The following is a 24,725-nucleotide window of genomic DNA, read 5'->3' as shown; positions in this document are numbered from 1 at the left end:
ATGTTTGATTATGGTAAAAGAACTTATATAATGGGAATTTTAAATGTTACTCCAGATAGTTTTTCAGATGGAGGTAACTTTAATAAAATAGATGTAGCTATAAAGCATGCTAGAAAAATGATAGAAGATGGAGCTGATATTATAGATATTGGTGGTGAATCTACAAGACCTGGTCATAAGTATGTTGAAGCTGATGAAGAAATAGAAAGAGTAATACCAGTAATAAAAGAGCTTAAAAAAGAAATTAATATCCCTATATCAGTAGATACTTATAAAGCAAGTGTTGCTGAGGAAGCCTTAAAATTAGGTGTTGAAATGATAAATGATGTATGGGGATTAAAAAGAGATAAAGATATGGCAAAAACTGTTGCAAAATATGATGCACATATTTGTATAATGCATAATCAAGATGGAACTAATTATGATAAAGATATAATGGAAAGTATGAAAGAGTCACTTAAAGAAAGTATAGATATGGCTCTAGAAGCTGGTGTGAAAAATGAAAAAATTGTTTTAGACCCAGGAATAGGATTTGGAAAGACTTTTGAACAAAATTTAGAAGTATTAAGAAGATTAAATGAGCTTAATGATTTAGGCTATCCTATTTTACTTGGAACATCTAGAAAATCTGTAATAGGCAATGTACTTAATGTAGAACCTAAAGAAAGATTAGAAGGAACTATAGCAACTACAGTTTTAGGAGTTAGAGATGGTGTTGATATAGTTAGAGTACATGACGTAAAAGAAAACTTAAAAGCAGCTAAAATGGCAGATGCTATTTATAGAAAGTAGGTTTAAAAATTATGGATAAAATATTATTAAGCAATTTAGGATTCTATGGATATCACGGAGTTTTAAAAGAAGAAAGTGTTTTAGGACAAAAATTCTTTATAGATATGGAGCTTTTTGTAGATACAAAAGAAGCTGGTATAAACGATGATATGAATAAATCTGTTAGTTATGCAGAGGTTTATGATGTAGTAAAAGAAATAACTGAAAACAGAAGATTTAATCTTATAGAAGCTTTAGCTGAAAATATTGCTAAAGAAGTATTAGATAAGTTTGTACTTATAAAAGAAGTAATGGTTAGAGTTAAAAAACCTGAGGCACCTGTAAATGGAATTTATGACTACTTTGGTGTAGAAATAAGGAGAGGTAGACATGAATAAAAGTTACTTAGGTCTTGGTACTAACATGGGTGATAGAGTTAAGTACCTATCAGATGCATGTGAGCTTTTAAATAATCATGAAAAAATTAATATAACAAAAAAATCAAAAATTTATGAAACGAAAGCTTGGGGATACACTGAACAAGCAGATTTTTTAAATGTATGTCTAGAGGTTGATACAAGCTTAAATGAATACGAGTTATTAAGCGTATGCCAAGAGGTAGAACAAAAACTAGATAGAAAAAGAATTATAAGATGGGGTCCAAGAACTATAGATGTAGATATATTATTTTTCAACAATATAGTATCAAGTGATGAAAATTTACTAATTCCTCATCCTAGAATAAAAGAAAGAGCATTTGTATTAATACCTCTTATAGATTTGAATAGTAAACTCTCTATTGATGGTAAAACTATAGATGTACATTTAAACTCTCTAACTAAAGAAGAACGAGATGAAGTAAAGGAGTTTACAGGTGATGAAAAAGACACTATTTAATGACAATGATAAAATTGAAATCAACACATGTGATAAAAAATTAGTAGTAAAAGAAGATAAAATTATAATGGCAGGACCTTGCGCAATAGAAAGTTATGAACAACTTTTAGAAACTGCTAAATTTGTTAAATCACAAGGAGCAAATGTTCTAAGAGGAGGGGCTTTTAAGCCTAGAACATCACCAAATTCATTTAAAGGATTAAAAGAGGAAGGTCTTGAAATTTTAAAGGCTGTAAAAGAAGAAACTGGACTAGCTGTTATAACTGAGCTTATGGATATAAGAGATTTAGAAAAATTATATGAAGTAAGTGATATAATTCAAATTGGTTCTAGAAATATGCAAAACTTTACACTTTTAACTGAGATAGGAAAACAAGATAAGCCTATTATGTTAAAAAGAGGAATTGCTGCAACAATAAGTGAATGGATTGGAGCAGCAGAGTATATAGCGGTTGAAGGTAATAATAAAATTATAATGTGTGAAAGAGGAATAAGAACTTATAACGATTACACTAGAAATACACTTGATTTAGCAGCAGTACCAATAATACAAAAGGAAACTAACTTACCAGTTATAGTAGACCCAAGTCACGGTACAGGAGTTAGATACCTTGTGAAACCAATGTCACTTGCAGCTATGGCTTGTGGAGCAGATGGTTTAATGATAGAAGTACATCCAAATCCAAGTGAAGCCTTATCAGATGGTATGCAATCACTTCACTTTGATGAATTTGAAGATCTAATGAAATCTATAAATATAACTAATAAAGATTATATAAAAATTTTTTAAAAAGAGGCAATTAGCCTCTTTTTTATTTTAAAATATACTGTTTAGAAATTTTTTTTATGAAATATAATTATAAAGATTAAATTTAAAAAAATAAGGTAAAATTAATAAAACAACATTAATTTAGGATTGAATGATTATGTAATAAATATATCTATAGTATAAAATACTTATATTTATTACATAATCAAAAACTTTGTAAAAAAATAAGAAAAATTCTTAATTTTAAGAAGGATTTTAACAAAAAAAGTCGAAATCTGTACAAGAGTATTTGACTTTTTTGCAATATAATGTAAAATAGTAATGTTAATAAAAAAAATTACACCAGAAGGTGATAATATGAATGATATAAAAGATATAGTTGAAGAAGTTAAAAATAGATGTGATATTGCTAATGTGATATCAGAATATATGCCTATAAAACAGTCTGGAAGCAATTATAAGGGCTTATGTCCTTTCCATGGAGAAAAGACACCATCATTCCATATAAGCTCATCTAAACAGATATATAAGTGTTTTGGATGTGGAGAAGGTGGAGATGTAATCAACTTTGTAATGAAAATGGAAAATTTAGATTTTATTGATGCAGTAAAATTATTAGCTAATAAATGTGGTATTGAAATAAACACCAATATGAATGAAGAAGATAAGCTAAGAATGGAAAAATCTAAAAAGTACCAGGATATACATCTTGAGGCAGCTAGATTTTATTTCGCAAACCTACTAAAAGGTAAAAATCCAGGTTATGATTATTTAAGAAAAAGGGGACTAGATGACAAAACTATTAAAAAGTTTGGTTTAGGTTTCTCACAAAAGTCATGGAATGAGCTCATGGATTATTTATTATCTAAAGGATATGACAAACAGGATTTAGTACAATGTGGTTTAGTAAATCATAAATCTGAAGGTAATAAATATTATGATAGATTTAGAAATAGAGTAATGTTTCCTATATTTGACTATAGAGGAAATGTAATAGGATTTGGAGGAAGGGTATTAGATGATTCTTTACCTAAATACTTAAATTCACCAGATTCATTAATATTTAATAAAAGATATAATCTTTATGGATTAAACTTTTCAAGAAAGAATATAGTAGATAGAACTATTATTTTAGTTGAAGGATACATGGATTTAATATCACTTTTCCAGTATGGTGTAAGAAATGTAGTAGCAACGCTTGGAACAGCTCTGACAGAACAACAGGGAAATTTAATAAAAAGATATGCAGATACGGCAATTATTTCTTATGATTCTGATGAAGCGGGTATTAAAGCAACTTTAAGAGCTATAGAAATTCTTTCTAAGATAGGAATTAATGTAAAGGTTATAAACTTAAAGGATTGTAAAGATCCTGATGAATTTGTAAGAAAATATGGACTAGAAGAATATAAAAAAGCAATTGGTGATTCTACTCACTATATAAAATTCAGAATTGATCATCTTAAAAAAAGTTTTAATTTACAAAAAGATGAAGAAAGAGTGAAGTTCGCAAAAGAAGCATCAAAAATTATAAAAGAGCTTAAAAGTCCAGTTGAAGTTGATTATTATACAAATTATATAGCAAAGCAAATTAATATAAGCACAGAGTCTATAAAAAAAGAAGTTTATGGTAAAGACTATAATAAGGTATATAACAAACAAAATAACAAATATGCAAATAAAAAAGTCGAAAAAATAATTGAAAAGCCAAAAGCCATTAAAAAAGGTAAAGAGCTTGTTGAAGAAACTCTTATAAAATTATTGTTAGAAAATAAAAAAATAAGAGAAATTACCTTATTAAAGGTAGAAGAGTCAGATTTTTTATTAAATGAGAGTAAAGAAATTTTAAATTACATCATTAAAAATAGAGAATTGGACAAAATAACTATTGACAAAATTAAATGTTTAAACATATCCGAAGAATATTTAAAGGATTTGGAAAGAATATCTTTAGATAGCATAGATATGAATGATATAAAAAGTATAGATGAAATAGTAAAAAATCTTAAGAAAAATAATCTCCAAGAACAGATGAATATACTGTTACAAGAGCAAAAAAATATTGAACTTCAGAAACAAAATAAGGATGACTTGAAAGAGGTAGATGTGAAAGTTATGGAAATTGCTTTAAAAATTGTTGAAATAAGAAAGATGCTACAAAGCTTATAGAAGGGAGGTAAGAGCGTGACTGAAAATAATAAAAAACCATCAAAAAAATTCGCAGCAAAGAGTTTAATAGAAAAAGGTAAAAAGCAAGGCGCACTTACTCTTGCAGAAATAATGGAAGCTTTCTCAGAGACTGAGTTAGATAAAGACCAAGTGGAAAATCTATATGAAACTTTAGGTAATTTAGGAATCGAAGTTATAGAAGATAAATCGGAAAAGGTTGAGATAGATTTTACTGTTGCAGAAAGTTTAAGTTTAGATAATATAGATGAAAATCCTGATGATATAGATAAAGAAGAAGCTATTGAACTAGAAACAATTGATTTATCTTTACCAAAAGGTATAAGTATAGATGACCCAGTTAGAATGTATTTAAAAGAAATAGGTAAAATACCTCTACTAAAGCCACATGAAGAAGTTGAGTTAGCAAAAAGAATGCTTGAAGGCGATGAAATTGCAAAGCAAAGATTAGTAGAAGCAAACTTAAGATTAGTTGTAAGTATAGCTAAGAGATATGTAGGAAGAGGAATGTTATTCCTAGATCTTATACAAGAAGGTAATCTAGGTCTTATAAAGGCAGTTGAAAAGTTCGACTATGAAAAAGGATTTAAATTTTCTACTTATGCTACATGGTGGATAAGACAGGCTATAACTCGTGCTATAGCTGACCAAGCAAGAACTATAAGAATACCAGTTCATATGGTGGAAACAATTAATAAATTAATAAGAGTATCTAGACAATTACTTCAAGAATTAGGAAGAGATCCAAAGCCTGAAGAAATAGCTAAAGAAATGGAAATGACTGAAGAAAAAGTTAGAGAAATAATGAAGATAGCTCAAGATCCTGTATCTCTTGAAACACCAATAGGTGAAGAAGAAGATAGTCATTTAGGAGACTTCATACCAGATGATGATGCTCCTGCACCTGCTGAAGCAGCAGCATACTCTTTATTAAAAGAGCAAATAGAAGAAGTTCTAGGTTCATTAAATGAAAGAGAACAAAAAGTATTAAAACTTAGATTTGGACTTGAAGATGGAAGAGCAAGAACTCTTGAAGAAGTTGGTAAAGAGTTTGATGTTACTAGAGAAAGAATAAGACAGATAGAAGCTAAGGCTTTACGTAAATTAAGACATCCAAGTAGATCTAAGAAGCTTAGAGATTACTTAGATTAGAATTCATATATGCTAAAAATTCGCCTTACAATTTTAAGGCGAATTTTTATATTTAAAGCTAGTGAGAAACTAATGAAAATAATTAATTCTTTTACCATAATTAATATCTTTTTCTAAGTCTGCCTTAGATTCAGATTCTAATTGATTTTGGGAGCTTTGAATTATATTTTGTTCTGTTTCACTAGCCCAAAGCATTGTATTACCGCCCCATTTATAATGAGGCTTATAGTTTGATTTACGTCGATTTTGTCTAGGCAAATTTAACACCTCCCAATAATAGTATTCGGAGTTTTATATAAATTTATGAGAGGATGAAAAAATTGAAATTAACAGATAGATTATTAAAAATAGCATCATTAGTTAGTGAAGGAAAAAGAGTAGCAGATATAGGTACAGACCACGGGTATATACCTGTATATTTATTAAACAAAGGAACAGTACCATTTGCAATACTTGCAGATGTAAATAAAGGACCTCTAGAAAATGCACGTAAAGAAGTTAGGCATAATAAACTAAGTGATAAAACAGATTTAAGATTAGGTTCTGGAATAGAGGTACTTAATAAAGGAGAAGTTGATGAAGTTATAATAGCTGGAATGGGAGGAATACTAATAAGCGAATTACTAGAAGCTAAAAAAGAAGTATCTCATTCTGTAGAAAAGTTAATACTTCAACCAATGCAAGCTCAAGAAGAATTAAGAAAATACTTATTAAATAATGGATATGAAATATTAGATGAAGTATTAGTAAAAGAAGACTTTAGAGTTTATGAAATAATAGTAGCTAAATATACTGGAAAAAATACAGTTGTAGAAGATGAGATATATTATGAAGTAGGAACAAAGCTTATAGAAAATAATGACCTTTTACTTAAAGAATTTATAGATAAAAAAATCTATAAATACAACTCTGTAATAGAAAAGTTAGAAGGTAAAAGCGGAGATGCTATAGATAAAAAAAGAAATGAAAGTAAGACTAGAATAGAGAAGCTTAAGAAGTTAATATAATATATAAATTTTTAAGGGGTTGATAAAATGAAATTAAAAAGCCTTATAAAGACAATAGAAGCTAAATACCCTACTAACTTAGCTTATGATTGGGATAATGTTGGATTATTAGTAGGAGATATTGAAGAAGAAATAAGCAAGGTACTAGTATGCCTTGAAGCTAATGAAGCAATAGTAGAAGAAGCAATAAACAACAATGTAAATTTAATTGTTACTCATCATCCATTTATATTTGGCAAGATGAAAAAAATTACTACAAGTGATTTTAAAGGAAAGTTAATACATAAACTTATAAAAAATAATATAGCTGTTTATTCAATGCACACTAACTTTGACATAGCTTTTGATGGATTAAATGATTATTTTATGGAAGTTATGGGATTTGAGAATTCTAAGATATTAGATGTAACAAATACTGAAACTTTATATAAAATTGTGGTTTATGTTCCTAAAACTCATGAAGATAAAGTTAGAAAAGCATTAGGTAAATCTGGAGCAGGTCATATAGGTAATTATAGTGACTGTACATTTAATACAGACGGAAAAGGAACGTTTAAACCTTTAGAAGGAACTAATCCATTTATAGGAGAACTTGATAAACTAGAAGTAGTTGATGAAGTAAAAATAGAAACAATAGTTCCACAAAGAATTTTAGGTGGAGTAATAAATTCTATGGTAAAAGCTCATCCATATGAAGAAGTTGCATATGATTTATATAAGCTTGAGAATAAAGGAAACTCAGTAGGTCTTGGAAGAATAGCATCACTTAAAGAAAGTATGAGTTTAAAAGAGCTTTCGATGATGATAAAAGAAAAGCTTAATATGGATGCTTTAAGAGTTGTAGGAAATTTAGATGCTAACATTAAGAAGGTTGCTGTAGTAACTGGTTCTGGTGCAGATCTGGCTAAGAAAGCTCAAAGGTCTGGAGCTGATGTGCTTATTACTGGAGATGTAAAATATCATGACGCACAAGATGCAGTAGATGCTGGTATGTGTATTATTGATTGCAATCATTTTGAAAGTGAAGATATATTTAAGGATGTTATGAAGAGATTCTTAGATGATATTGAAGATATTAGTGTAATAAAAAGTAGTCTTAATATAAATCCGTTTTCTATATTATAGATAAAAGAAGAACTTAATTTTTTATAAATGAAATTTCGCTTTATTAATTTAGGGCGAAGTTTTTTATTTCTCAAAATATAAAATTACATTAATCGAAACTCATATATAAAATTAACTAATAGAATTATGTATAAAATTAACTTACTTTGTCGAATGTCTAGAAAAAATAAATGTATATGCTATAATAGGCATATATTTTTCACATAGAAGGAGCATTAAAATGGGGAGCAAAAGTGAGCATAGCATAATTAAATTGATGCTTATATTATGTTTAGTTTTAATACCAAAAGAAGTATGGTCTGAGTCTGTAGACAAGAAGGATATACTATATATAAATTCATATAGTCCTAGATTTGAGTTTTTTGATGAACAGTTAAATGGTATAAAGAGTGTGTTAGGTGACAGTGTAGAGTTACAAGTAGAGTACTTAGACCAAGGGAATTTTTATGGTGTCAAAAATGAGCTGAATTTTTATAATTTAATAAAATATAAAATAAATAATTATAAGACATATGATGCTATATTAATAGGAGATGATCCAGCATTAAATTTTATAAGAAAACATAAAGAAGAGCTATTTAAAGGAATTCCCATAATTACATTTGGTGTAAATAATAAAACTAATATAGAATATATAAAAAATAATGATGATACATATGGTGTTGAAGAAGGAATATCTCTGAAGAAGAATTTAGATTTGATTAATAAATTATATAAAAATAAAAATGTAGTAGCTATAAACTTTAAGTCGAGGGAAAATAATATTGATTTAGATAATTTTTATAAATTAGAAAGTTATTATCCAGATTTAAATTTTAGCCATATTTCTTATGAAGAGGAAGATACAGTTGAAACAATTAAGAAGAAAATAGATAAAATAGATGAAAATAGTATTATTTTACTTACTTATATTTATAGTTATTCAAGTATATCATACAATGAGTTATTTGAACTTCAAGATTACCTTGATGCAGAAGTGGATTTACCTAAATTTAGTACATTAAAGCATGAATTATATTTTGATACAATTGGTGGATATATGACATCACACTATGAACAAGGGAAAATGGGTGCTGAAATTGCTATGGATATAATAAATGGTAATGAGCCGACGTCTAAGTTAGTAAGCTACGATGAAGTAAATAAATATATATTCAATTATGAGCATCTAAAAAAGCATAAGATCAAAGAAAAGTATTTGCCTAAAAACTCTAAGATAATAAATAAACCAGAGACATTTTGGAGTAAGCACAAACTTGTTATAATTCCTGCAGCGATTATAGTTGCTTGTTTAGTAGTTACAATTATAATATTTATAATAAATAATAAGAAAAGACGAATGTATTCAGAAGGTATATTTAAAGCTAAGGAAATTGCAGAAAGTTCAATTAAGGCACAAAATAATTTTATATCAAATATAAGTCATGAACTAAGGACACCAGTAGCAGTTATAATATCTGTAATTCAGTTATTAGAAAAACAAAATAAAGATAAAGAATTTGATTTAACATCAAGTATTAAAATTATTAAGCAAAATTGTTTAAGACTAACAAGACTTACAAATAATATAATAGATGTAGCAAAGATGGATTTAGGATTTATAGATATGAGACCTGTGAATATAGAAATAGTAAGTTTATTAGAAGATATAGTTTCATCAATAATTCCGTATGCTAAAAGTAAGAATATTAATGTGATTTTCGATACTGAAATAGAAGAACTTGTTATGTCAGTAGATCCTGATAAGATTGAAAGAATGATGTTAAACTTATTATCAAATAGTATAAAGTTTAATAAAAATGATGGTTCTATAATAACTATGGTAAAGGTTAATGATAGTTATTTAAATATAGAAGTTATCGATACTGGAATAGGTATATCTAAAGAATATATGTCAAAAATTTTTGATAAGTTTACTCAAGTTGAAGATATTATGATAAGGCAAAATGAGGGAAGCGGAATTGGTTTATCATTAGTTAAATATTTTACTGAGGCTCATGGAGGAACTATTAGTGTAGAATCAGAATTAAATAAAGGAAGTAGGTTTATTGTAAGAATACCTATGATTAAACAATCTGAATTATCGATGAGCTACTATGAGAAAAATCAAAATTATGTAGTTGTAGGAGCAGAGGTAGAGTTTTCGGATATATATGCATAAAGTTATATAATAATCTTAATTAATTATTTACTTGATAAAAATTAAAGTTAATTAAATATAAAAGAATAAACAATAAGAGGTTTATTTTTAATTGTATATACTAATTTAAAACAAAAGGAGTAATAGTTTATATACTAAACTATTACTCCTTTTGTATTATATAAATTTAATACTTATTTGCTATACATCTCACGACTTAGAGTATAAATTAATTCATCTCCATTAATCTTACGGTTAGGATTTAAATCGCTAAACCAAGTTATATATCGTCCAGTTTTTCCTACTGTATTAAGTTTTTCTTTTATGGCTTCTATCAATTCATCATCTGAAAGTGTAGGCTCAGGCATAAACATGCTTACTTGACCTAGTTTATCACCATATTGTTCCATCAAGGTAGACTTATCATTACAAGCGTCCTGACCTTCCCAAAAATCGAATCCAGCTTCACAGAAGTTTTCAACTTGGTTTGCAACACTACCACAAGAGTGGAAGTTTACGTAAAGTCCCATTTTATGAGCTTCATTATTTAATTTTTTGTAATGAGGTAGCATAATTTCTTTAAATGTGTCAGGAGAGAAGAATGAACTTCTTTGTGTACCCATATCATCATGGAATGTTATTATATCAGCTCCATAAATATCTTTAGCAATTTTGAATAATTCCAAATGCCAGTCAACTAATTTATCATAAAAAGCATGAAGTGCTTCTGGTTCCTCTAGTAAATAGCAGAAAGTATCTTCAAAGCTAGTTAAGTCTGCAGTACGCTCAAATAATCCATTAACTATAACAAACATAGTAGCACGATTTGGACTAAGAACATCTTTATAATTATCATCATAGTCTTTTTGCCAGTCTATTTCATTTAGATCAGGAAAGACTAGTTCATTTTCCCATTCAGTTATGTCGCTAAGTCTTCTAGTACCAGGCTTAACCATAGCAGCATTAGTTTGTGGTTCATATTCCCACTCAATGCCAAACCAGTCTACACCACCTTTCCATCTAGCTAAGGCATCAGGCATTACTAAAGGCTGAATTATATTTATATCATTTGCTATATTTGGAAGCCAAAGAGGTTTTTCTTTTCTACACATTCTAAGTACATTTTCTTTTGGAGTAATAGGAGTATTAAATTTTCTAGATGGAAAACTTGGCATACCATAAATTCCAGGAATTTGAGGATATGTACCTACATCTTTTAATTCTTCTTCTTTATTAAATGGATACTTACTCATTATAATTATTCCCCCTAATTAAATATTTTTATTTAACAACAGAATATGAATTCTGTGTTTTTTCTAAATTTAATTTATCTTTATATTTATTTTGATATAGTTTCAAAACCTTAATAGATAATATTATATAATCTCGGGTATATACATCATTAATATCGTATTCTAATAAATCTATTATTTTTTTTATTCTATATATCAATGTATTACGATGAAGGTACATTTCTTGAGCTGTATTAGTTATAGATCTTTCATTAGTTAGATATGAGTATAGGGTATCAATTTTATTACCAGAGGATCTTTCATCAATTTGCCATAAATTAAGAACATCAGGATGACAGGCATAAAGGATATTTATTGAAAAACTTGATTCAATTATATAATCCATAGCATAGTCATAAAAGTTTATTAAACAACTAGATGGATTGTATGATTGAGATGAATTAAAGGCATATAATGCTTGATTATAAAATATAGCAAGATTTTTTAAATCTTTTAGAGGTAGACTAATACTTAATTTCATATATGCTTCAATAGCAATATTTTTTAAAATTTCTATTGCATTTGAATAAGGTGTTTTTCTTTCATTAAAAATAATTACAATCTTTTTATTTTTTACAAAGGCGTGACTATAACTTAAATTACTTTCTATCACCCCACAATACATAGATATCAATGATTTAGGTATTTTATCTAAGTTATGAGATAGTATACAAACCCTAAAGTTATCGTTATCCTTCCAATCAATATAATCTAATTGAGTTTGTAAATCTTTTAAATCAATTTCTTCGTTATTGATAATAGATAGAAATATATTACAAATCGGAGGTGAATCATTATTTAAAGCTAGAGTGCTGATATAAGGTGTAATGATTGAAACTAAATAATCTAAAAGTTGAATATCACCATTATTTAGCTGACGGTCTTTTTGTAATATGTTAATTCGACCACAAAACATGTCATTATTATATAGTGAAGATGAAATGCAAGGAGTTTCTAACTCTTTATTGATAAAATTAAAATATTGAGCACCTTGTTCATAAAATGTGGATGTATAAGTATATGTGCCACGTAAATATCTAATTGCATTAATAGAGCTATAACCACATTTTTTTAGATGGGACCATTCAGAATCCACATCGTTTTCATCATATTGATTGCTAATAGCTAAAACTTTGCAATTTGCATCCATGAGTACAATAGGATTGTTAAATGCACACCAACAAAAATCAATTAGTGATTGAAAATCGAGTTTACTAGCTAAAGTTAATATATTATCAGACCAGTCATTATAAAAGTCAAATATTGATTGAACAATTTCAAATCCTTGAGAAATATTAATATCTTTTATTCTTATATAATCTCCTTCTCCATTGCATATAACATCGTTTCCAGATTGAAAAATATGAACACAATTAGTAGCATACGCACGTCTAGCACTTTTAAGTATTATTGGAGCATCTTTTTTAATATTTAATTCTAAATCCATTTGATTTAATCGATTAGCTATCATCCACATGCTAAGCTTCATATCTTTATACCAACTTTCATTTATAACTTATATTAATATTTTAAATTGTAATTATAAAACTCTTGTTATTTTAAATATAACATATCTATCAAACTAGAGGCAATAAATATGATTAGTTGTTAAGTACAAAAAGTTGACACTAATTATATTTATTTTTGTATTCTCATACCGTAGAAAATTTATTTATATAAAATTATCATTTTTATAAGAAGAAAAAATTGAGTGAAATTTATTTGATATATGAAAGGGTGATAAGATGAAAACTAAGAAAAATAAATCAATTTCATCAAGACAACGTCCTAATTCATTTGGTTATATGATGCAACAAATAAAAGAACCAATCTTAGGAAGACCAATAAGTCCTAAGGAAAACTTAAGAAGAGTATTTGCAGGAGAAAAACCAATGTGGATGCCGGCATGGCTGTATGAAGTTGATTATTGTTGGTCAGATGAGGTATTAGAACATCCAAAATATGAGTATGATGGATTTGATTGGTTTGGTGTTGAATGGGTATGGGTAGAAGTTGCTGGTGGGATGATGGTTAAGCCTGGAACAAGAACCTTAAGTGATATTACAAAATGGAAGGAAGAAGTAATATTTCCAGATTTAGATTCTATAGATTGGGAGTCTGATGCAGCTATACAAACATCCAGATATGATAATGATAGGATGCATGTATTTCATCTTACTGAAGGTATATTCGAGAGATTACATGAACTTATGCCTTTTGAAGATGCATTGGCAGCTATGATTGAAGATCCAGAATATGTTTTAGAATTCTTTGAAGCTATGGCGGATTATAAAATAAAATTACTTAGTAAAATATTTAAATATTATGAGCCTATAGATTTCGTAATATATGGAGATGATTGGGGGACACAACGTGCAGGATTTTTTTCAAATGAAATGTTTAAAGAAATGATTTATCCATCTGCCAAAAGAGTAATGGACTATATTAAGAGCCAAGGAAAATTTATTGAACTTCATTCTTGTGGGTTGAATCAGCAGTATGTACCTTTTTTTAAAGAAATGGGCATAGATTTATGGACTCCTCAATCAATTAACGATTCAGATATGCTAAAAAATAAATATGGGTCTGAAATAAGTTTTTGCTTTGTAGTAGAAGGATTAGATGATCCAAATATTACAGAAGAAGGAGCTAGACAAATAATTAGAGACTTTGTTGATAAATATGCTAAAGGAGGTAGAGCTATGGCACAAATTTTTGCACCGCCTGAAGTATTAAAAGTTTGCTTAGATGAATTATACAATTATTCCTTAAACTTCTATCTTAGAGAAAATTAATAATTTGTTAGTTATGTGATACGAAAAAGTAAGTCTAAATTAATATTTTTTCGTACTTACATACCGTAGAAATTACTGTTATAGATAAATATTATTAATTATATAAGAAGAATTATATAAAAAATAGGAGGTATAAGCATGAAACAACATAGCCAAGATAAAACAGGCTTTATGGCAACAGCTGCTATTATGTCAATATTTTTGCTAGCAATGGGTGTAGGTACTATAACGCCAGCAATACAGAATATAGCAGAAGCTTATCCAAATGTACCTTACACAACAATAATTTATATTTCTACATTGCCAACATTGACATTATTACCAGCATCTCTTATCACTGGTGCTGTAGCAGGTAAAAAGGTTAAATACAAAACTTTAGCTTTAATTGGTGTATTATTATTTATAATTTCAGGATGTGCGCCAGCATTTATAAATAGCACATTTACATTAGTATTAATTTCAAGAGCTGTATTAGGAATAGCCTTAGGTATAATAGCTCCTTTAGGAAATGCAATAATATTTGGATTATATGAAGGGCAAAAAAGAGCAAATCTAGTTGGTATAGGTACTGTTGTAACTAATTTAGGTGGAGTTGTTCTTCAGATGCTAGGAGGAACATTAGCAGGGATAAACTGGAGTTACTGTTTTTTAGGTCATGCACTTGGAATTATATCATTTTTAATAATACTTTTCTTCTTACCAGAGCCTAAGAAGATTGAAGAACCAAGTGTAGATATTAAGAGTGGAAAAAAAGAAAAACTTGGTGTTGGAGTATGGGTTATTTGTATATTATTTGGTGTGATTAACATTTTAAACTATCCTACAATGATGAATATGTCAACATTACTTGTAAACAGAGGCCTTGGAGATGCAACTGTGGCTGCAACAGTATTATCATTATTCACAGTTGGTGGAATGATAGGTGGAGCAATATTTGGTAAGGTATTCCAGATAACTAAAAGATTTGTCATTGCTGTAGCTTGTACAATAATGGCTATGGGGGTTGGTCTTATAGTCATAGCTAAAAGTACTTTTGTAATGATGGCAGGAACTACTCTTTTAGGTTTAGGATTCTCAATATGTATGCCTGCAATATTTATGATACTAGGTATGATGACAACGCCATCACAAAATACCTTTGCAATATCATTAGCAACTGCAATTATGAATTTTGGAAGTTTTGTATCAACATACTGGGTAATGGCTATTCAAGGTATAACTGGAGATGGAGTATTTATGCCTATTGTACTTGAATTTATAATATTTGCAGTAGCTGCAGTAATATTCCTTGTAGTTAATCCAATACCAAAGCAAAAAGAAGTTGAAGAAGGGAAATAAGTCTTGATTTTAAGGGGGAGTGTATAGATGGATTTGAGAGAAAGTGTAATAGAAACATTAAAAAATGGGAATCCTAAAGCTTTTGTAAATGAATGGGAACCATTTAGAATGGTGATTGACCCAATATTTCAAAAAGTACTTACAGCAATTCCAGGTAAAACTGTAAAAGACCCATGGGGAGTAACAATATTTTGGGGAGAAAATGAACCTGGAGCTATGCCAATGATAAATGATGAAACAAAAGTATGTCCTGATATTACAGAATGGAGAAAATATGTTAAAGCTCCTGATATAGAAAATTTTGAATATGATTGGAATACAGTAAAAGAAGAAGCAAGAAAAATTCGTGAAGATGGAAAATATGTAATGGCGTTGATGGCTACAGGGCTTTTTGAACAATGCCATTATCTAATGGGATTTTAAGATACATTAGTTAACCTGTTAATGGAACCAGAAGATATGCATGAACTTATTGAATATATAGCAGAATATAAACTAATTTATTTAAAATTATTAATAGAAAATCTTAAACCAGATGTTATTATGTTCCATGATGATTGGGGAGCAAAAACAAATCTTTTTATGAAACCTGATACTTGGAGAGAGTTTTTCAAAGAGCCATATCGTAGAATATATGGATATATGAAGGAACATAATATTATTGCAATGCATCATGCAGACAGCTATTGTCAGCCTATAGTCAAGGATATGGTAGATATAGGTATTGATATCTGGCAAGGAGTTTTACCAGAAAATGATATTCAACAAATTAAAAAAGATACAAATTATAAATTAACTTTAATGGGTGGTATAGATGCCTCTGTTGTAGATAAAAAAGATATAGATGAAGATACAGTAAGAAAAGAAGTTCAACGTGCATGTGAAGCATATTCTGAAGGAGGAATGTTCATACCATGTTTGACATATGGTGGAGAAGGTAGTATATTCCCAGGTGTAAATGATATTATTATGGATGAAATTAATAAGCTAAATAAAAAATACTTCCCAATAAAATAAAATTAAATAATTAATTTTGATAAAGTAAGAGTGAACTTTAATTTAGTTCACTCTTACTTTAATTTTAATGCTTTATCATTTTATTAAATATCTACTATTCGTAATAATCTATAGTTTTTAATTTATTTTCTTCAGATTTATCTAAAATATTAAATGAAATACAAAGATAAAGTATGTTCTGAAAATCATCAAAATTAATATTTATAAGTTCTTTTATTTTTTGTAATCTATATAAAAAAGTGCTTCGATGAATGAAAAGAAGCTTAGATGATTTTACTGCATTTAAATTATTTTCTAAATAAATTTTTAGTGTTTTGTAGTATTCGGTATCATGTTCTTTATCATGATTTTTTAATAGTAATATTTTTTGTGAACAGATAATATGAGGAGGAAGGTCTTTAGTACAACATTCCATAAGATAAGAAAGTGCTACATCTTCAAAGTGGTAAATCCATTGATATGGTTTATATCGTCTTCCAATATCTAATGAGATGCAAGCTTGAATGTAGTTATATTTTAACTCTGATAGCCCAACAAAACTATTACTAACACCAGCTTTTAAGTAACTATCTCTAAGAAATACAACTAGTTTGCTCATAACATCTTTTATATCACCACCAAATTTTGTTAGATTAACAAATACTGCAATATCATCATTAAAAAATAGTGAACAGGAGTTAGGAATAATTGACTCTATTTGCTTACATATAGAGTTAACAGTTAGGTTTTGAATATCTAAGATACCTATTTTTATGTTTATACAAAAATAGGTATGATTAGAAAACCAGTAAAATTCAGCAAGTCTTTGATTGATAAATGTAGGGTTAACTAGGTCTTCTGATAGTATACTAGATATTATATTGTTTAAAGTGTAGTTAAAGTCAGGTGTAAGGATACTTATTTTAGAAATCATAAGATCTATATATTTAGAAAAATATTCTAGAAGTTTTTTATCGCTAGGATAAAAACTATGAAATTCTTCGCTAACTATTATACGATGAGTAAAACGATTATGGTCAAATAGGTTTATACACAGCATCATAAGACCAGAAATATGGTCATAATAATAAAATGCACCAACAGTATCTCTATGAGAATTAAATTCAGAATCTAATTTAAGTATATTGCTATTTTCATAAATTTTATCAGGGTCAGCAATATGCTCTAAATTAGGATCTTCATCAATTATACTTGAGTAAGAAATTAAAAGGAAGTCTGAGGTACATATTATCATTGGATTATTGAAAATATTAAAGCTACAATCTACCATATCTTTTATTGAGTTATTGTCATTTAAAATTTGTTGAAGTTTATTTTCCCATTCATCATAAGTATCAAAAATTTCTTGTATATAATTAAAAAGTTCAAAAGGACAAGTATCTTTAGTAAATTCCAACAATGTGTTTGATGAGTATAATTTGTCTTTATCAATAGGTCCGATGCTTAATATTAATGATGATTTTAAATCGATACTTTTTAAGGGGATATAATCACTATACATAATGCATACTTTATTATTTAAAATACAATATTCATCTTTAAAAAATACAGGTCTTTCAAGTATCAAATTTGTTGAAAGAGAACCAAATTCTTTAAAAATATATTTTTCATGAAGCTTTCTTGCTATAATTTCTTCACTTATTTTCATAGTTAACCTCCGTTAATACTCCTTACTACATATTGTAGGAAAACCTATTAAGATTATCAATAAGGTTGTAGTATTTATTTAAGTAAGTAAAGCTGATACAATATTATTAAAGAAAAACATATAATAAAAATTCACAATACATATCATCAAAATCAATTCTTAACTTGTCTTAATATAAATATAAAAGTTTCTATATTAATAATAGTTTGTAAAATGGGGGATTAAAAATGATTATAATAGGAGAAAAGATAAACGGATCAATACCGGCAGTTGGGAAAGCGATTGCAGAAAGAGATGCAGATTTTATCCGTAATAGAGCTAAAATACAAGCCGAAGCTAATTCAACATATATTGATGTATGTGCATCTGTAAAAGAAGAAGTTGAAGTTGAAACATTAAAGTGGATGATTAATTTAGTTCAAGAAGTTACAGATACACCAATTTGCGTAGATAGCCCAAGTCCTCATTCTTGTGTAGCAGCTTTACCTTTTTGTAAAAAACCAGGACTAGTAAACTCAGTTTCTTTAGAAGGAGATAAAATAGATATAATATTTCCAGCTATAGCTAATACAGAATGGGAATGTGTAGCTTTACTTTGTGACGATAAAGGAATACCAGATTCAGTAGAAAGAAGAATGGAAGTATTTGAAGGAATTATGAAAAAAGCAAAAGAGTATAATATAGACCCATCAAGACTATATATAGATCCACTTGTAGTAACTCTTGCTACAGATGGAGAAGCCTTAACAGTTTTTGCAGAGTGTTGTAAGCAAATAAAAGCTCAGTACCCAACAATTCATATTACTAGTGGACTTAGCAATATATCATTTGGATTACCAGCTAGAAAAAATATAAATCAAGCTTTTATGGTATTAGCAATGAATGCAGGAATGGATAGTGCAATAGTTGACCCAACAAATAGAGATATGTTGGGAATGATATATGCAACAGAAGCTTTATTAGAAGAAGATGAATATTGTTTAGAATATATAGGTGCATATAGAGAAGGGCTTATTGGCAAATTACCACAAACAAATGCTTAAAAAAGTTCATAATTTTACTATAAATAGTATTTTTTAATAAATTTAGGGTTATTAAAATAAGTGGAGGGGGAAGTAAGTATGTCTAAAATTCAAGAGGTTTCAAATGCTGTACAATCAGGAAAATCAAAGATAGTTGGAGGATTAGTTCAAGAAGCTTTAAAAGAAGGGTATGACCCAACTGAAATTCTTAATTTAGGTATGATAGATGCCATGAGTATTGTAGGAGAAAAATTTAAAAATAATGAAATATTCGTTCCAGAAATGCTTGTAGCAGCAAGGGCTATGAAAAAAGGAGTAGAGGTTTTAAAACCACATCTTGCTGGAGATAATACAGTTTCAGCTGGTAAATTAGTAATAGGAACTGTAGCTGGAGATTTACATGATATAGGTAAAAATTTAGTTGCAATGATGATGGAGAGTGCAGGTTTTGAAGTGATAGATCTAGGTGTTGACGTTCCTGCTGAAAACTTTGTTAATGCAGTTAAAAATAATTCTGATGTAGATATAGTTTGCGTTTCAGCTTTACTTACAACAACTATGCCAGCAATGAAAGATACAGTAAAAGCTCTTACAGATGCTGGGTTTAGAGATAAAATAAAAGTAATGGTAGGTGGAGCACCTATAAATCAAGAATTTGCAGATGAAATTGGAGCAGATGCATACACTGAAGATGCAGCATCTGCAGCTCAAGTTGCAAAAGCTTTTGTTAATAAAGCAGCTACTAATAATTAAGGCAATCCTATAATTTAATATAAAACCCATTGATATAAGGAGTACTTAATTTTATTTTATGGTACTCCTTATACTTATTTTTGAAAAATAGAATAAATATTAATATCATTAAAGATATAATGAAAGCGAATTTAAACCTGGAGGATATATTATGATTGATCTTGAGGTAATTATAAAAAAAGCTCTTGATATGGGATTCACAGTTGCGTCTAAGCTAGATTGTTATACAATAAATCTAATGCCAGAAGTAAGAGATATGTGCGCAGCTAATAAATGCAATATGTATAATAAAAATTGGGCATGTCCACCTGGATGTGGAAGCTTAGAAGAATGTAGGGATAAAATAAAAAACTATAAAGTAGGAATAATTGTTCAAACAGTAGGTGAATTAGAAGATTCTATGGATTTTGAATCTATGCAAGAAATAGAAGAAAGACATAGCAAAATTTTTATGAAGTTCTCTGACGAATTAAAGAAAGAATATGATAGTGTACTTTCTCTTGGTGCAGGTTGTTGTCAAAAATGTAGTAAGTGTTCTTATCCAGATGCACCTTGTAGATATCCAGAGAGAGCTGTTTCATCAATGGAAGCATATGGAATGTTAGTAAGCCAAGTCTGTAGCGATAATAATGTTAAGTATTACTATGGACCAAATACGTTAGCATATACAGGTTGCTTTCTTATAGAATAAGTATATAAAGGTACTTATTTAGAAAGGAGTATCTATGAGTAATAAATATAAATTATGTATTAACTATAAATATAATAAAAGATTGATACTAGAAGTTAATAGCGGGGAAAATTTGTTAGAAATACTTAGAAATAATCAAATTCCAATAGAAAATAGCTGTAGTGGAAAAGGCAATTGCGGAAAATGTATGGTAAAAGTTATAAATAAACCCATACCATATTCTAAACAAGATATAAAACATTTTAGTAAAGAACAAATAGATAATGGATTTAGGTTAGCATGTACATTAAAGATTAATGAAGATTTAGAGATAATAGTTCCTTATAATAATGAAAACATGAAGGTACTAATAAGTGGTGTTAATGGAATGCTAGATGTAGATCCTACTGTTAAGAAACAAATAATCAAACTAGATAAGCCAAGATTAGAGGATCAAAGAAGTGAGCATAATAGATTAAGTGATGCTTTAAGAATTGATGATTTAAAAATAGACATAAATTATTTGTGTAAAATAGAAGACATACTAAAAGAAGAAAACTATTATATTAGTGCAACTACATATAAAAACAAGCTTTTACATTTAGAAGGAAAAAATAAAATAAAAAATAACTACGGATTAGCTATAGATATAGGTACGACAACCATAGCAATGTATATTTTAAATTTAAATACAGGTGAAGAAATAGATGTTGTATCTCAGGTTAATAAACAAAGAAATTATGGAGCAGACGTTATTTCTAGAATATTTTTTACAATGGAAAATGAAGATGGTTCAAAAATTCTAAGAGATAGTATAATAAATCAACTTAATGACATGATAGGAATATTATGTAGTAATAATAATATTAGCTCTAACAATATTTATAATGCAGTAATTGCAGGGAATACGACTATGATACATCTACTTCTTAAATTACCATGTAAAAGTATTTCATTGGCTCCATTTATACCAATAAGTACAAAAGAGCTTGAATATGAAGGTAAGGATCTTGGAATAGATATAAATGGAGTTATAAGTATTATGCCAGGTATTGCAAGTTATGTTGGAAGTGATATAACTGCTGGAATAATATCATCTAATCTTACGAAAAATGAAAAATATTCACTATTATTAGATTTAGGAACTAATGGAGAAATGGCTTTAGGAAATAAGGATGAGGTAATTACATGTTCAACTGCAGCAGGTCCAGCCTTTGAAGGTGCAAATATAAAATATGGTATTGGTGGAGTAAAAGGTGCTATTTGTAAAGTAGATTTGTCAAAAGATAAAGTATATGAGACTATTGAAAATATCAATCCAATAGGAATATGTGGTTCTGGAGTACTAGATGGAGTTGGGCAATTACTAAAGTATAACATTATAGATGAAACTGGAAGAATATATGATATTGATGAGTTGGATGAAAATATATCTAATGATAGAATAGTAGAAATAGATAATATGAAGCAATTTATATTAGAAAATAATAATAATATAATTTCTATTACTCAAAAAGATATTAGAGAAGTTCAACTTGCAAAAGCTGCTATATGTGCAGGGATTCAAATATTATTAAAAGAACGTAACTTAAATGTAAATGATATAGAAAATGTATATATTGGTGGTGGATTTGGTAATTTCATGAATGTGGATAGTTGTATTGAGATAGGAATGATACCTAAAGAGTTAAAAGATAAAATTACTTCTATTGGAAATTGTGCAGGGCATGGAGCTAAGATGTACTTACTTTCTAAGAATATTAGAGATGATACAAAACAAATAATTAATAAGTCAACATATATAGAATTATCAAAAAGACCTGATTTTCAAGAGTACTTTGTTGACTGCATTACTTTGGAATAAGTGTAAAAGGGCATGTCTAAAGAAAATATAAGGCATGTCCTTTTATAATATAATTGAAAGGGATGCCATCACATGATATAATTAGCTATATTAAATAATAAGGAGTGAATTTTTTGAAAAAATTTAAATATATTGAGTCCGTAGAAAGACTTCTTAATAAATAAGGAGTCACTACAAAATAGTAAATCCTTATTTATCGAGAAGTCACCTAAATTAAAGATGATTAGACGATATATAAAGGAGAACAATAATGAATATAGAAACATTTGAAAAGTTACAATTAAAAGAGGTAAAGGAATTAATAAAAAATCACTGTGTAAGTTCGCTAGGAAAAGAACTTATAGATAAGATAAACCCAAGTGGTAATTATAAAATAGTAAAAAGAAGATTAGACGAAAATAAAGAAGCAAAGAAAGTTTTAGAAAATAGTAACCATATACCATTAGAAGGATTATTTAATATAAATCCAACTATTGATAAGATTGAAAAAGGTATGATTCTATCACCAAGCGAGCTTATAAATGTTGAAGATTTTTTAAGAGGTTGTAGAAAAATAAAATCTTTTATGATAGATAAAGAGTTTTATTCACCAACACTAAGTTCATATGCACTTAATATAACAGAATGTGTAAATATAGAAGAAGAAATTAAGTACTGTATAAAAGGTAATAAAGTAGATTCACAAGCTAGTAAAGAGCTTAAGAAAATTAGAAGAAGTATAGAAATAACAGAAGGAAGAATTAAAGATAGGTTAAATAAATTTTTAACTTCAAGCACCAACAAAAAATATATTCAAGAAGCTATAATAAGTAAGAGAGATGAGAGATACGTTATACCTATTAAGGCTTCTTATAAAAATGAAGTAGATGGTGCAGTTTTAGATACATCTTCTAAAGGAACTACTGTATTTATAGAGCCAAGCAGTGTTTCTAAATATAGTTTAGAACTAATTTCGCTAAAATCAGAAGAATCTATAGAAGAATATAAGATATTATCATATTTAACAGAGCTAATATATAATCAAATACAAAATATAAAGCTAAATATGGAAATAATATCTGAATATGATATGGTATTTGCAAAAGCAAAATACAGCCAAGCAACTAATTCTATTACACCAAACTTAAATGATCATGGATTTATAAAAATAGTTAATGGAAAGCATCCACTTTTAAAGGGAAATGTAGTCCCACTTAACTTTGAAATAGGCAAAGATTATAGAAGTTTAATAATTACTGGGCCAAATGCAGGTGGAAAAACAGTTACTTTAAAAACTGTTGGTATATTAACACTTATGACACAATGTGGTTTTGATATATGTGCAGATGAAGAAAGTAGTATAAGTGTATTTGAAAAAGTGTTTGTAGATATTGGTGATAACCAAAGTATAGAAAATGCTTTAAGTACATTTTCGTCTCATATAAAAAATATAGCTAACATTATGAAAAACTCTAATAATAAGACTTTAGTTTTATTTGATGAAATAGGTTCTGGAACTGAACCAAATGAAGGAGCTAGTCTTGCTATTGCAATACTTGAAGAATTTTATCAAATGGGATGTATAGTAGTAGCATCAACTCATTATGGAGAAATAAAGAAGTTTGCAACTAATCACCCTCATTTTGAAAATGCAGGTATGATGTTTGATAAAGAAACTTTAGAGCCTATGTATAAGCTTACAATAGGAAAATCAGAAGATAGTAATGCATTATTTATATCTAAGAAAATGGGAATAAAAGATAAGGTATTAAGTAGAGCTAAAAGTTATATTAACGAAAAAAATTATAACTTTGACTTAGTAAATGAATCTAAAATAGCTATTAAACCTATGGAAAAAGTAGAAGTGGTTAAAGAATTACCAAACTTTGATATAGGTGATAAGGTAAAATTACTAGATTATGATGACTTCGGAATAGTTTATAAACCTATTGATAAATTTAATAATGTATCAGTATTATACAAGGATGAGTTTATAGATGTAAATGCAAGAAGAATTACCATTGAATTTAAAGCTAAAGATTTATATCCAGATGGATATGATTTAAATACTTTATTTGTAAGTTATGAAGAAAGAAAGTTAGAAAAAGATATCTCGAGGGGTTCTAAGAAGGCTTTGAAAAAGATTCAAAAAGAAATAAGAAACAATAAAAGAAATTAATATATAATTTATATAAGGCTATTTGTAATAAAGTTTTATTATGAATAGCCTTTTTATGTTTATATAAAGTATATTAAAAAAATATATTTGAATATCTTAAAAAATAAAAGTAAAATTTGA

General features: G+C 28.0%; 22 protein-coding genes. 18 read left to right on the top strand and 4 right to left on the bottom strand.

All coding sequences use genetic code 11. The features are described 5' to 3' along the window. The 6 genes from folP to rpoD all read left to right on the top strand — a co-directional run bounded on the left by folP (position 1) and on the right by rpoD (position 5,776). Complete coding sequence (gene folP, locus H8923_RS13170; protein ID WP_153972338.1) at positions 1 to 792, top strand: dihydropteroate synthase; 792 nt, start codon at positions 1 to 3, stop codon at positions 790 to 792. Between the two features lie 11 nt (positions 793 to 803). Next, positions 804 to 1,169 (top strand): dihydroneopterin aldolase, encoded by a 366-nt coding sequence (folB, locus tag H8923_RS13165; RefSeq protein WP_153972339.1) that lies wholly within the window; start codon positions 804 to 806, stop codon positions 1,167 to 1,169. Beyond that, on the top strand, positions 1,162 to 1,668 hold the full coding sequence (gene folK / locus H8923_RS13160; RefSeq protein ID WP_153972340.1) for a 2-amino-4-hydroxy-6-hydroxymethyldihydropteridine diphosphokinase: 507 nt from the start codon (positions 1,162 to 1,164) through the stop codon (positions 1,666 to 1,668). Before folB ends, folK begins: the two co-directional genes overlap by 8 nt. Then, the gene (gene aroF, locus H8923_RS13155; protein ID WP_153972341.1) at positions 1,649 to 2,458 is read left to right on the top strand and encodes a 3-deoxy-7-phosphoheptulonate synthase; all 810 of its coding nucleotides are present in this window, start codon (positions 1,649 to 1,651) and stop codon (positions 2,456 to 2,458) included. The genes folK and aroF overlap by 20 nt, the downstream gene beginning before the upstream one ends. Positions 2,459 to 2,794: 336 nt before the next feature. Then, positions 2,795 to 4,606: a DNA primase gene (dnaG, locus tag H8923_RS13150; protein ID WP_153972440.1), complete on the top strand. Its 1,812-nt coding sequence runs from the start codon at positions 2,795 to 2,797 to the stop codon at positions 4,604 to 4,606. A gap of 15 nt (positions 4,607 to 4,621) precedes the next feature. Further along, positions 4,622 to 5,776 (top strand): RNA polymerase sigma factor RpoD, encoded by a 1,155-nt coding sequence (gene rpoD, locus H8923_RS13145; protein ID WP_187127947.1) that lies wholly within the window; start codon positions 4,622 to 4,624, stop codon positions 5,774 to 5,776. A 69-nt stretch (positions 5,777 to 5,845) separates the two neighbouring features. Here rpoD and H8923_RS13140 read toward each other — a convergent pair whose 3' ends face one another. Then, complete coding sequence (locus H8923_RS13140) at positions 5,846 to 6,034, bottom strand: hypothetical protein (protein WP_153972342.1); 189 nt, start codon at positions 6,032 to 6,034, stop codon at positions 5,846 to 5,848. 62 nt (positions 6,035 to 6,096) lie between these two features. Between H8923_RS13140 and H8923_RS13135 the strand changes: the two genes are divergently transcribed. From H8923_RS13135 to H8923_RS13125, 3 genes are all read left to right on the top strand, one after another. Beyond that, positions 6,097 to 6,783, top strand: coding sequence for a tRNA (adenine(22)-N(1))-methyltransferase (locus tag H8923_RS13135; RefSeq protein WP_153972343.1), 687 nt, complete (start codon positions 6,097 to 6,099; stop codon positions 6,781 to 6,783). A 27-nt stretch (positions 6,784 to 6,810) separates the two neighbouring features. Continuing rightward, positions 6,811 to 7,908: a Nif3-like dinuclear metal center hexameric protein gene (locus H8923_RS13130; RefSeq protein WP_153972344.1), complete on the top strand. Its 1,098-nt coding sequence runs from the start codon at positions 6,811 to 6,813 to the stop codon at positions 7,906 to 7,908. Between the two features lie 220 nt (positions 7,909 to 8,128). Continuing rightward, positions 8,129 to 10,069 (top strand): sensor histidine kinase, encoded by a 1,941-nt coding sequence (locus tag H8923_RS13125; protein ID WP_153972345.1) that lies wholly within the window; start codon positions 8,129 to 8,131, stop codon positions 10,067 to 10,069. A 173-nt stretch (positions 10,070 to 10,242) separates the two neighbouring features. Here the strand turns inward: H8923_RS13125 and H8923_RS13120 are convergent, their stop codons facing one another. Then, entirely contained in the window at positions 10,243 to 11,301 is a 1,059-nt protein-coding gene (locus H8923_RS13120; protein ID WP_147540211.1) for a uroporphyrinogen decarboxylase family protein, read from the bottom strand. A 28-nt stretch (positions 11,302 to 11,329) separates the two neighbouring features. Beyond that, entirely contained in the window at positions 11,330 to 12,829 is a 1,500-nt protein-coding gene (locus H8923_RS13115; protein WP_153972346.1) for a PucR family transcriptional regulator, read from the bottom strand. A gap of 256 nt (positions 12,830 to 13,085) precedes the next feature. Between H8923_RS13115 and H8923_RS13110 the strand changes: the two genes are divergently transcribed. From H8923_RS13110 to H8923_RS17390, 4 genes are all read left to right on the top strand, one after another. Next, entirely contained in the window at positions 13,086 to 14,135 is a 1,050-nt protein-coding gene (locus H8923_RS13110) for a uroporphyrinogen decarboxylase family protein (RefSeq protein WP_153972347.1), read from the top strand. A gap of 138 nt (positions 14,136 to 14,273) precedes the next feature. After that, entirely contained in the window at positions 14,274 to 15,473 is a 1,200-nt protein-coding gene (locus tag H8923_RS13105; RefSeq protein WP_153972348.1) for an MFS transporter, read from the top strand. 27 nt (positions 15,474 to 15,500) lie between these two features. Further along, positions 15,501 to 15,896: a uroporphyrinogen decarboxylase/cobalamine-independent methonine synthase family protein gene (locus tag H8923_RS17395; RefSeq protein WP_243139973.1), complete on the top strand. Its 396-nt coding sequence runs from the start codon at positions 15,501 to 15,503 to the stop codon at positions 15,894 to 15,896. A 21-nt stretch (positions 15,897 to 15,917) separates the two neighbouring features. Then, positions 15,918 to 16,490, top strand: a complete 573-nt coding sequence (locus tag H8923_RS17390; protein ID WP_243139974.1) for a uroporphyrinogen decarboxylase family protein — start codon at positions 15,918 to 15,920, stop codon at positions 16,488 to 16,490. Between the two features lie 94 nt (positions 16,491 to 16,584). On the opposite strand, the gene H8923_RS13095 is transcribed toward H8923_RS17390, so the two are convergent. Then, the gene (locus tag H8923_RS13095; RefSeq protein WP_147540215.1) at positions 16,585 to 18,138 is read right to left on the bottom strand and encodes a PucR family transcriptional regulator; all 1,554 of its coding nucleotides are present in this window, start codon (positions 18,136 to 18,138) and stop codon (positions 16,585 to 16,587) included. A gap of 227 nt (positions 18,139 to 18,365) precedes the next feature. Between H8923_RS13095 and H8923_RS13090 the strand changes: the two genes are divergently transcribed. From H8923_RS13090 to H8923_RS13070, 5 genes are all read left to right on the top strand, one after another. After that, the gene (locus H8923_RS13090) at positions 18,366 to 19,181 is read left to right on the top strand and encodes a methyltetrahydrofolate cobalamin methyltransferase (protein ID WP_153972349.1); all 816 of its coding nucleotides are present in this window, start codon (positions 18,366 to 18,368) and stop codon (positions 19,179 to 19,181) included. Between the two features lie 78 nt (positions 19,182 to 19,259). After that, positions 19,260 to 19,913, top strand: a complete 654-nt coding sequence (locus tag H8923_RS13085; RefSeq protein ID WP_153972350.1) for a corrinoid protein — start codon at positions 19,260 to 19,262, stop codon at positions 19,911 to 19,913. 151 nt (positions 19,914 to 20,064) lie between these two features. Continuing rightward, a complete protein-coding gene (locus tag H8923_RS13080) occupies positions 20,065 to 20,604 on the top strand; it encodes a DUF2284 domain-containing protein (protein WP_147540218.1) in 540 nt (179 codons plus the stop codon). Positions 20,605 to 20,638: 34 nt separating this feature from the next. Further along, a complete protein-coding gene (locus tag H8923_RS13075) occupies positions 20,639 to 22,447 on the top strand; it encodes an ASKHA domain-containing protein (RefSeq protein WP_153972351.1) in 1,809 nt (602 codons plus the stop codon). 250 nt (positions 22,448 to 22,697) lie between these two features. After that, positions 22,698 to 24,605 (top strand): endonuclease MutS2, encoded by a 1,908-nt coding sequence (locus H8923_RS13070; protein ID WP_153972352.1) that lies wholly within the window; start codon positions 22,698 to 22,700, stop codon positions 24,603 to 24,605. Positions 24,606 to 24,725 lie beyond the last annotated feature (120 nt).

The organism is Romboutsia faecis, assembly GCF_014323405.1.
GTDB classification, from domain to species: Bacteria; Bacillota; Clostridia; order Peptostreptococcales; family Peptostreptococcaceae; genus Romboutsia_E; species Romboutsia_E faecis.
This window is presented reverse-complemented; position numbering and strand designations above follow the sequence as displayed.

What these genes read in the sequence shown, in the direction of transcription:
- aroF (WP_153972341.1), top strand. Translation starts at nt 1,649, where the DNA reads ATGAAAAAGACACTATTTAATGACAATGATAAAATTGAAATCAACACA.
- dnaG (WP_153972440.1), top strand. Translation starts at nt 2,795, where the DNA reads ATGAATGATATAAAAGATATAGTTGAAGAAGTTAAAAATAGATGTGAT.
- H8923_RS17395 (WP_243139973.1), top strand. Translation starts at nt 15,501, where the DNA reads ATGGATTTGAGAGAAAGTGTAATAGAAACATTAAAAAATGGGAATCCT.
- H8923_RS13125 (WP_153972345.1), top strand. Translation starts at nt 8,129, where the DNA reads ATGGGGAGCAAAAGTGAGCATAGCATAATTAAATTGATGCTTATATTA.
- H8923_RS13075 (WP_153972351.1), top strand. Translation starts at nt 20,639, where the DNA reads ATGAGTAATAAATATAAATTATGTATTAACTATAAATATAATAAAAGA.
- H8923_RS17390 (WP_243139974.1), top strand. Translation starts at nt 15,918, where the DNA reads ATGGAACCAGAAGATATGCATGAACTTATTGAATATATAGCAGAATAT.
- H8923_RS13110 (WP_153972347.1), top strand. Translation starts at nt 13,086, where the DNA reads ATGAAAACTAAGAAAAATAAATCAATTTCATCAAGACAACGTCCTAAT.
- H8923_RS13095 (WP_147540215.1), bottom strand. Translation starts at nt 18,138, where the DNA reads ATGAAAATAAGTGAAGAAATTATAGCAAGAAAGCTTCATGAAAAATAT.
- H8923_RS13115 (WP_153972346.1), bottom strand. Translation starts at nt 12,829, where the DNA reads ATGAAGCTTAGCATGTGGATGATAGCTAATCGATTAAATCAAATGGAT.
- folK (WP_153972340.1), top strand. Translation starts at nt 1,162, where the DNA reads ATGAATAAAAGTTACTTAGGTCTTGGTACTAACATGGGTGATAGAGTT.
- H8923_RS13130 (WP_153972344.1), top strand. Translation starts at nt 6,811, where the DNA reads ATGAAATTAAAAAGCCTTATAAAGACAATAGAAGCTAAATACCCTACT.
- H8923_RS13090 (WP_153972349.1), top strand. Translation starts at nt 18,366, where the DNA reads ATGATTATAATAGGAGAAAAGATAAACGGATCAATACCGGCAGTTGGG.
- folB (WP_153972339.1), top strand. Translation starts at nt 804, where the DNA reads ATGGATAAAATATTATTAAGCAATTTAGGATTCTATGGATATCACGGA.
- H8923_RS13070 (WP_153972352.1), top strand. Translation starts at nt 22,698, where the DNA reads ATGAATATAGAAACATTTGAAAAGTTACAATTAAAAGAGGTAAAGGAA.
- H8923_RS13080 (WP_147540218.1), top strand. Translation starts at nt 20,065, where the DNA reads ATGATTGATCTTGAGGTAATTATAAAAAAAGCTCTTGATATGGGATTC.
- H8923_RS13120 (WP_147540211.1), bottom strand. Translation starts at nt 11,301, where the DNA reads ATGAGTAAGTATCCATTTAATAAAGAAGAAGAATTAAAAGATGTAGGT.
- H8923_RS13105 (WP_153972348.1), top strand. Translation starts at nt 14,274, where the DNA reads ATGAAACAACATAGCCAAGATAAAACAGGCTTTATGGCAACAGCTGCT.
- folP (WP_153972338.1), top strand. Translation starts at nt 1, where the DNA reads ATGTTTGATTATGGTAAAAGAACTTATATAATGGGAATTTTAAATGTT.
- H8923_RS13085 (WP_153972350.1), top strand. Translation starts at nt 19,260, where the DNA reads ATGTCTAAAATTCAAGAGGTTTCAAATGCTGTACAATCAGGAAAATCA.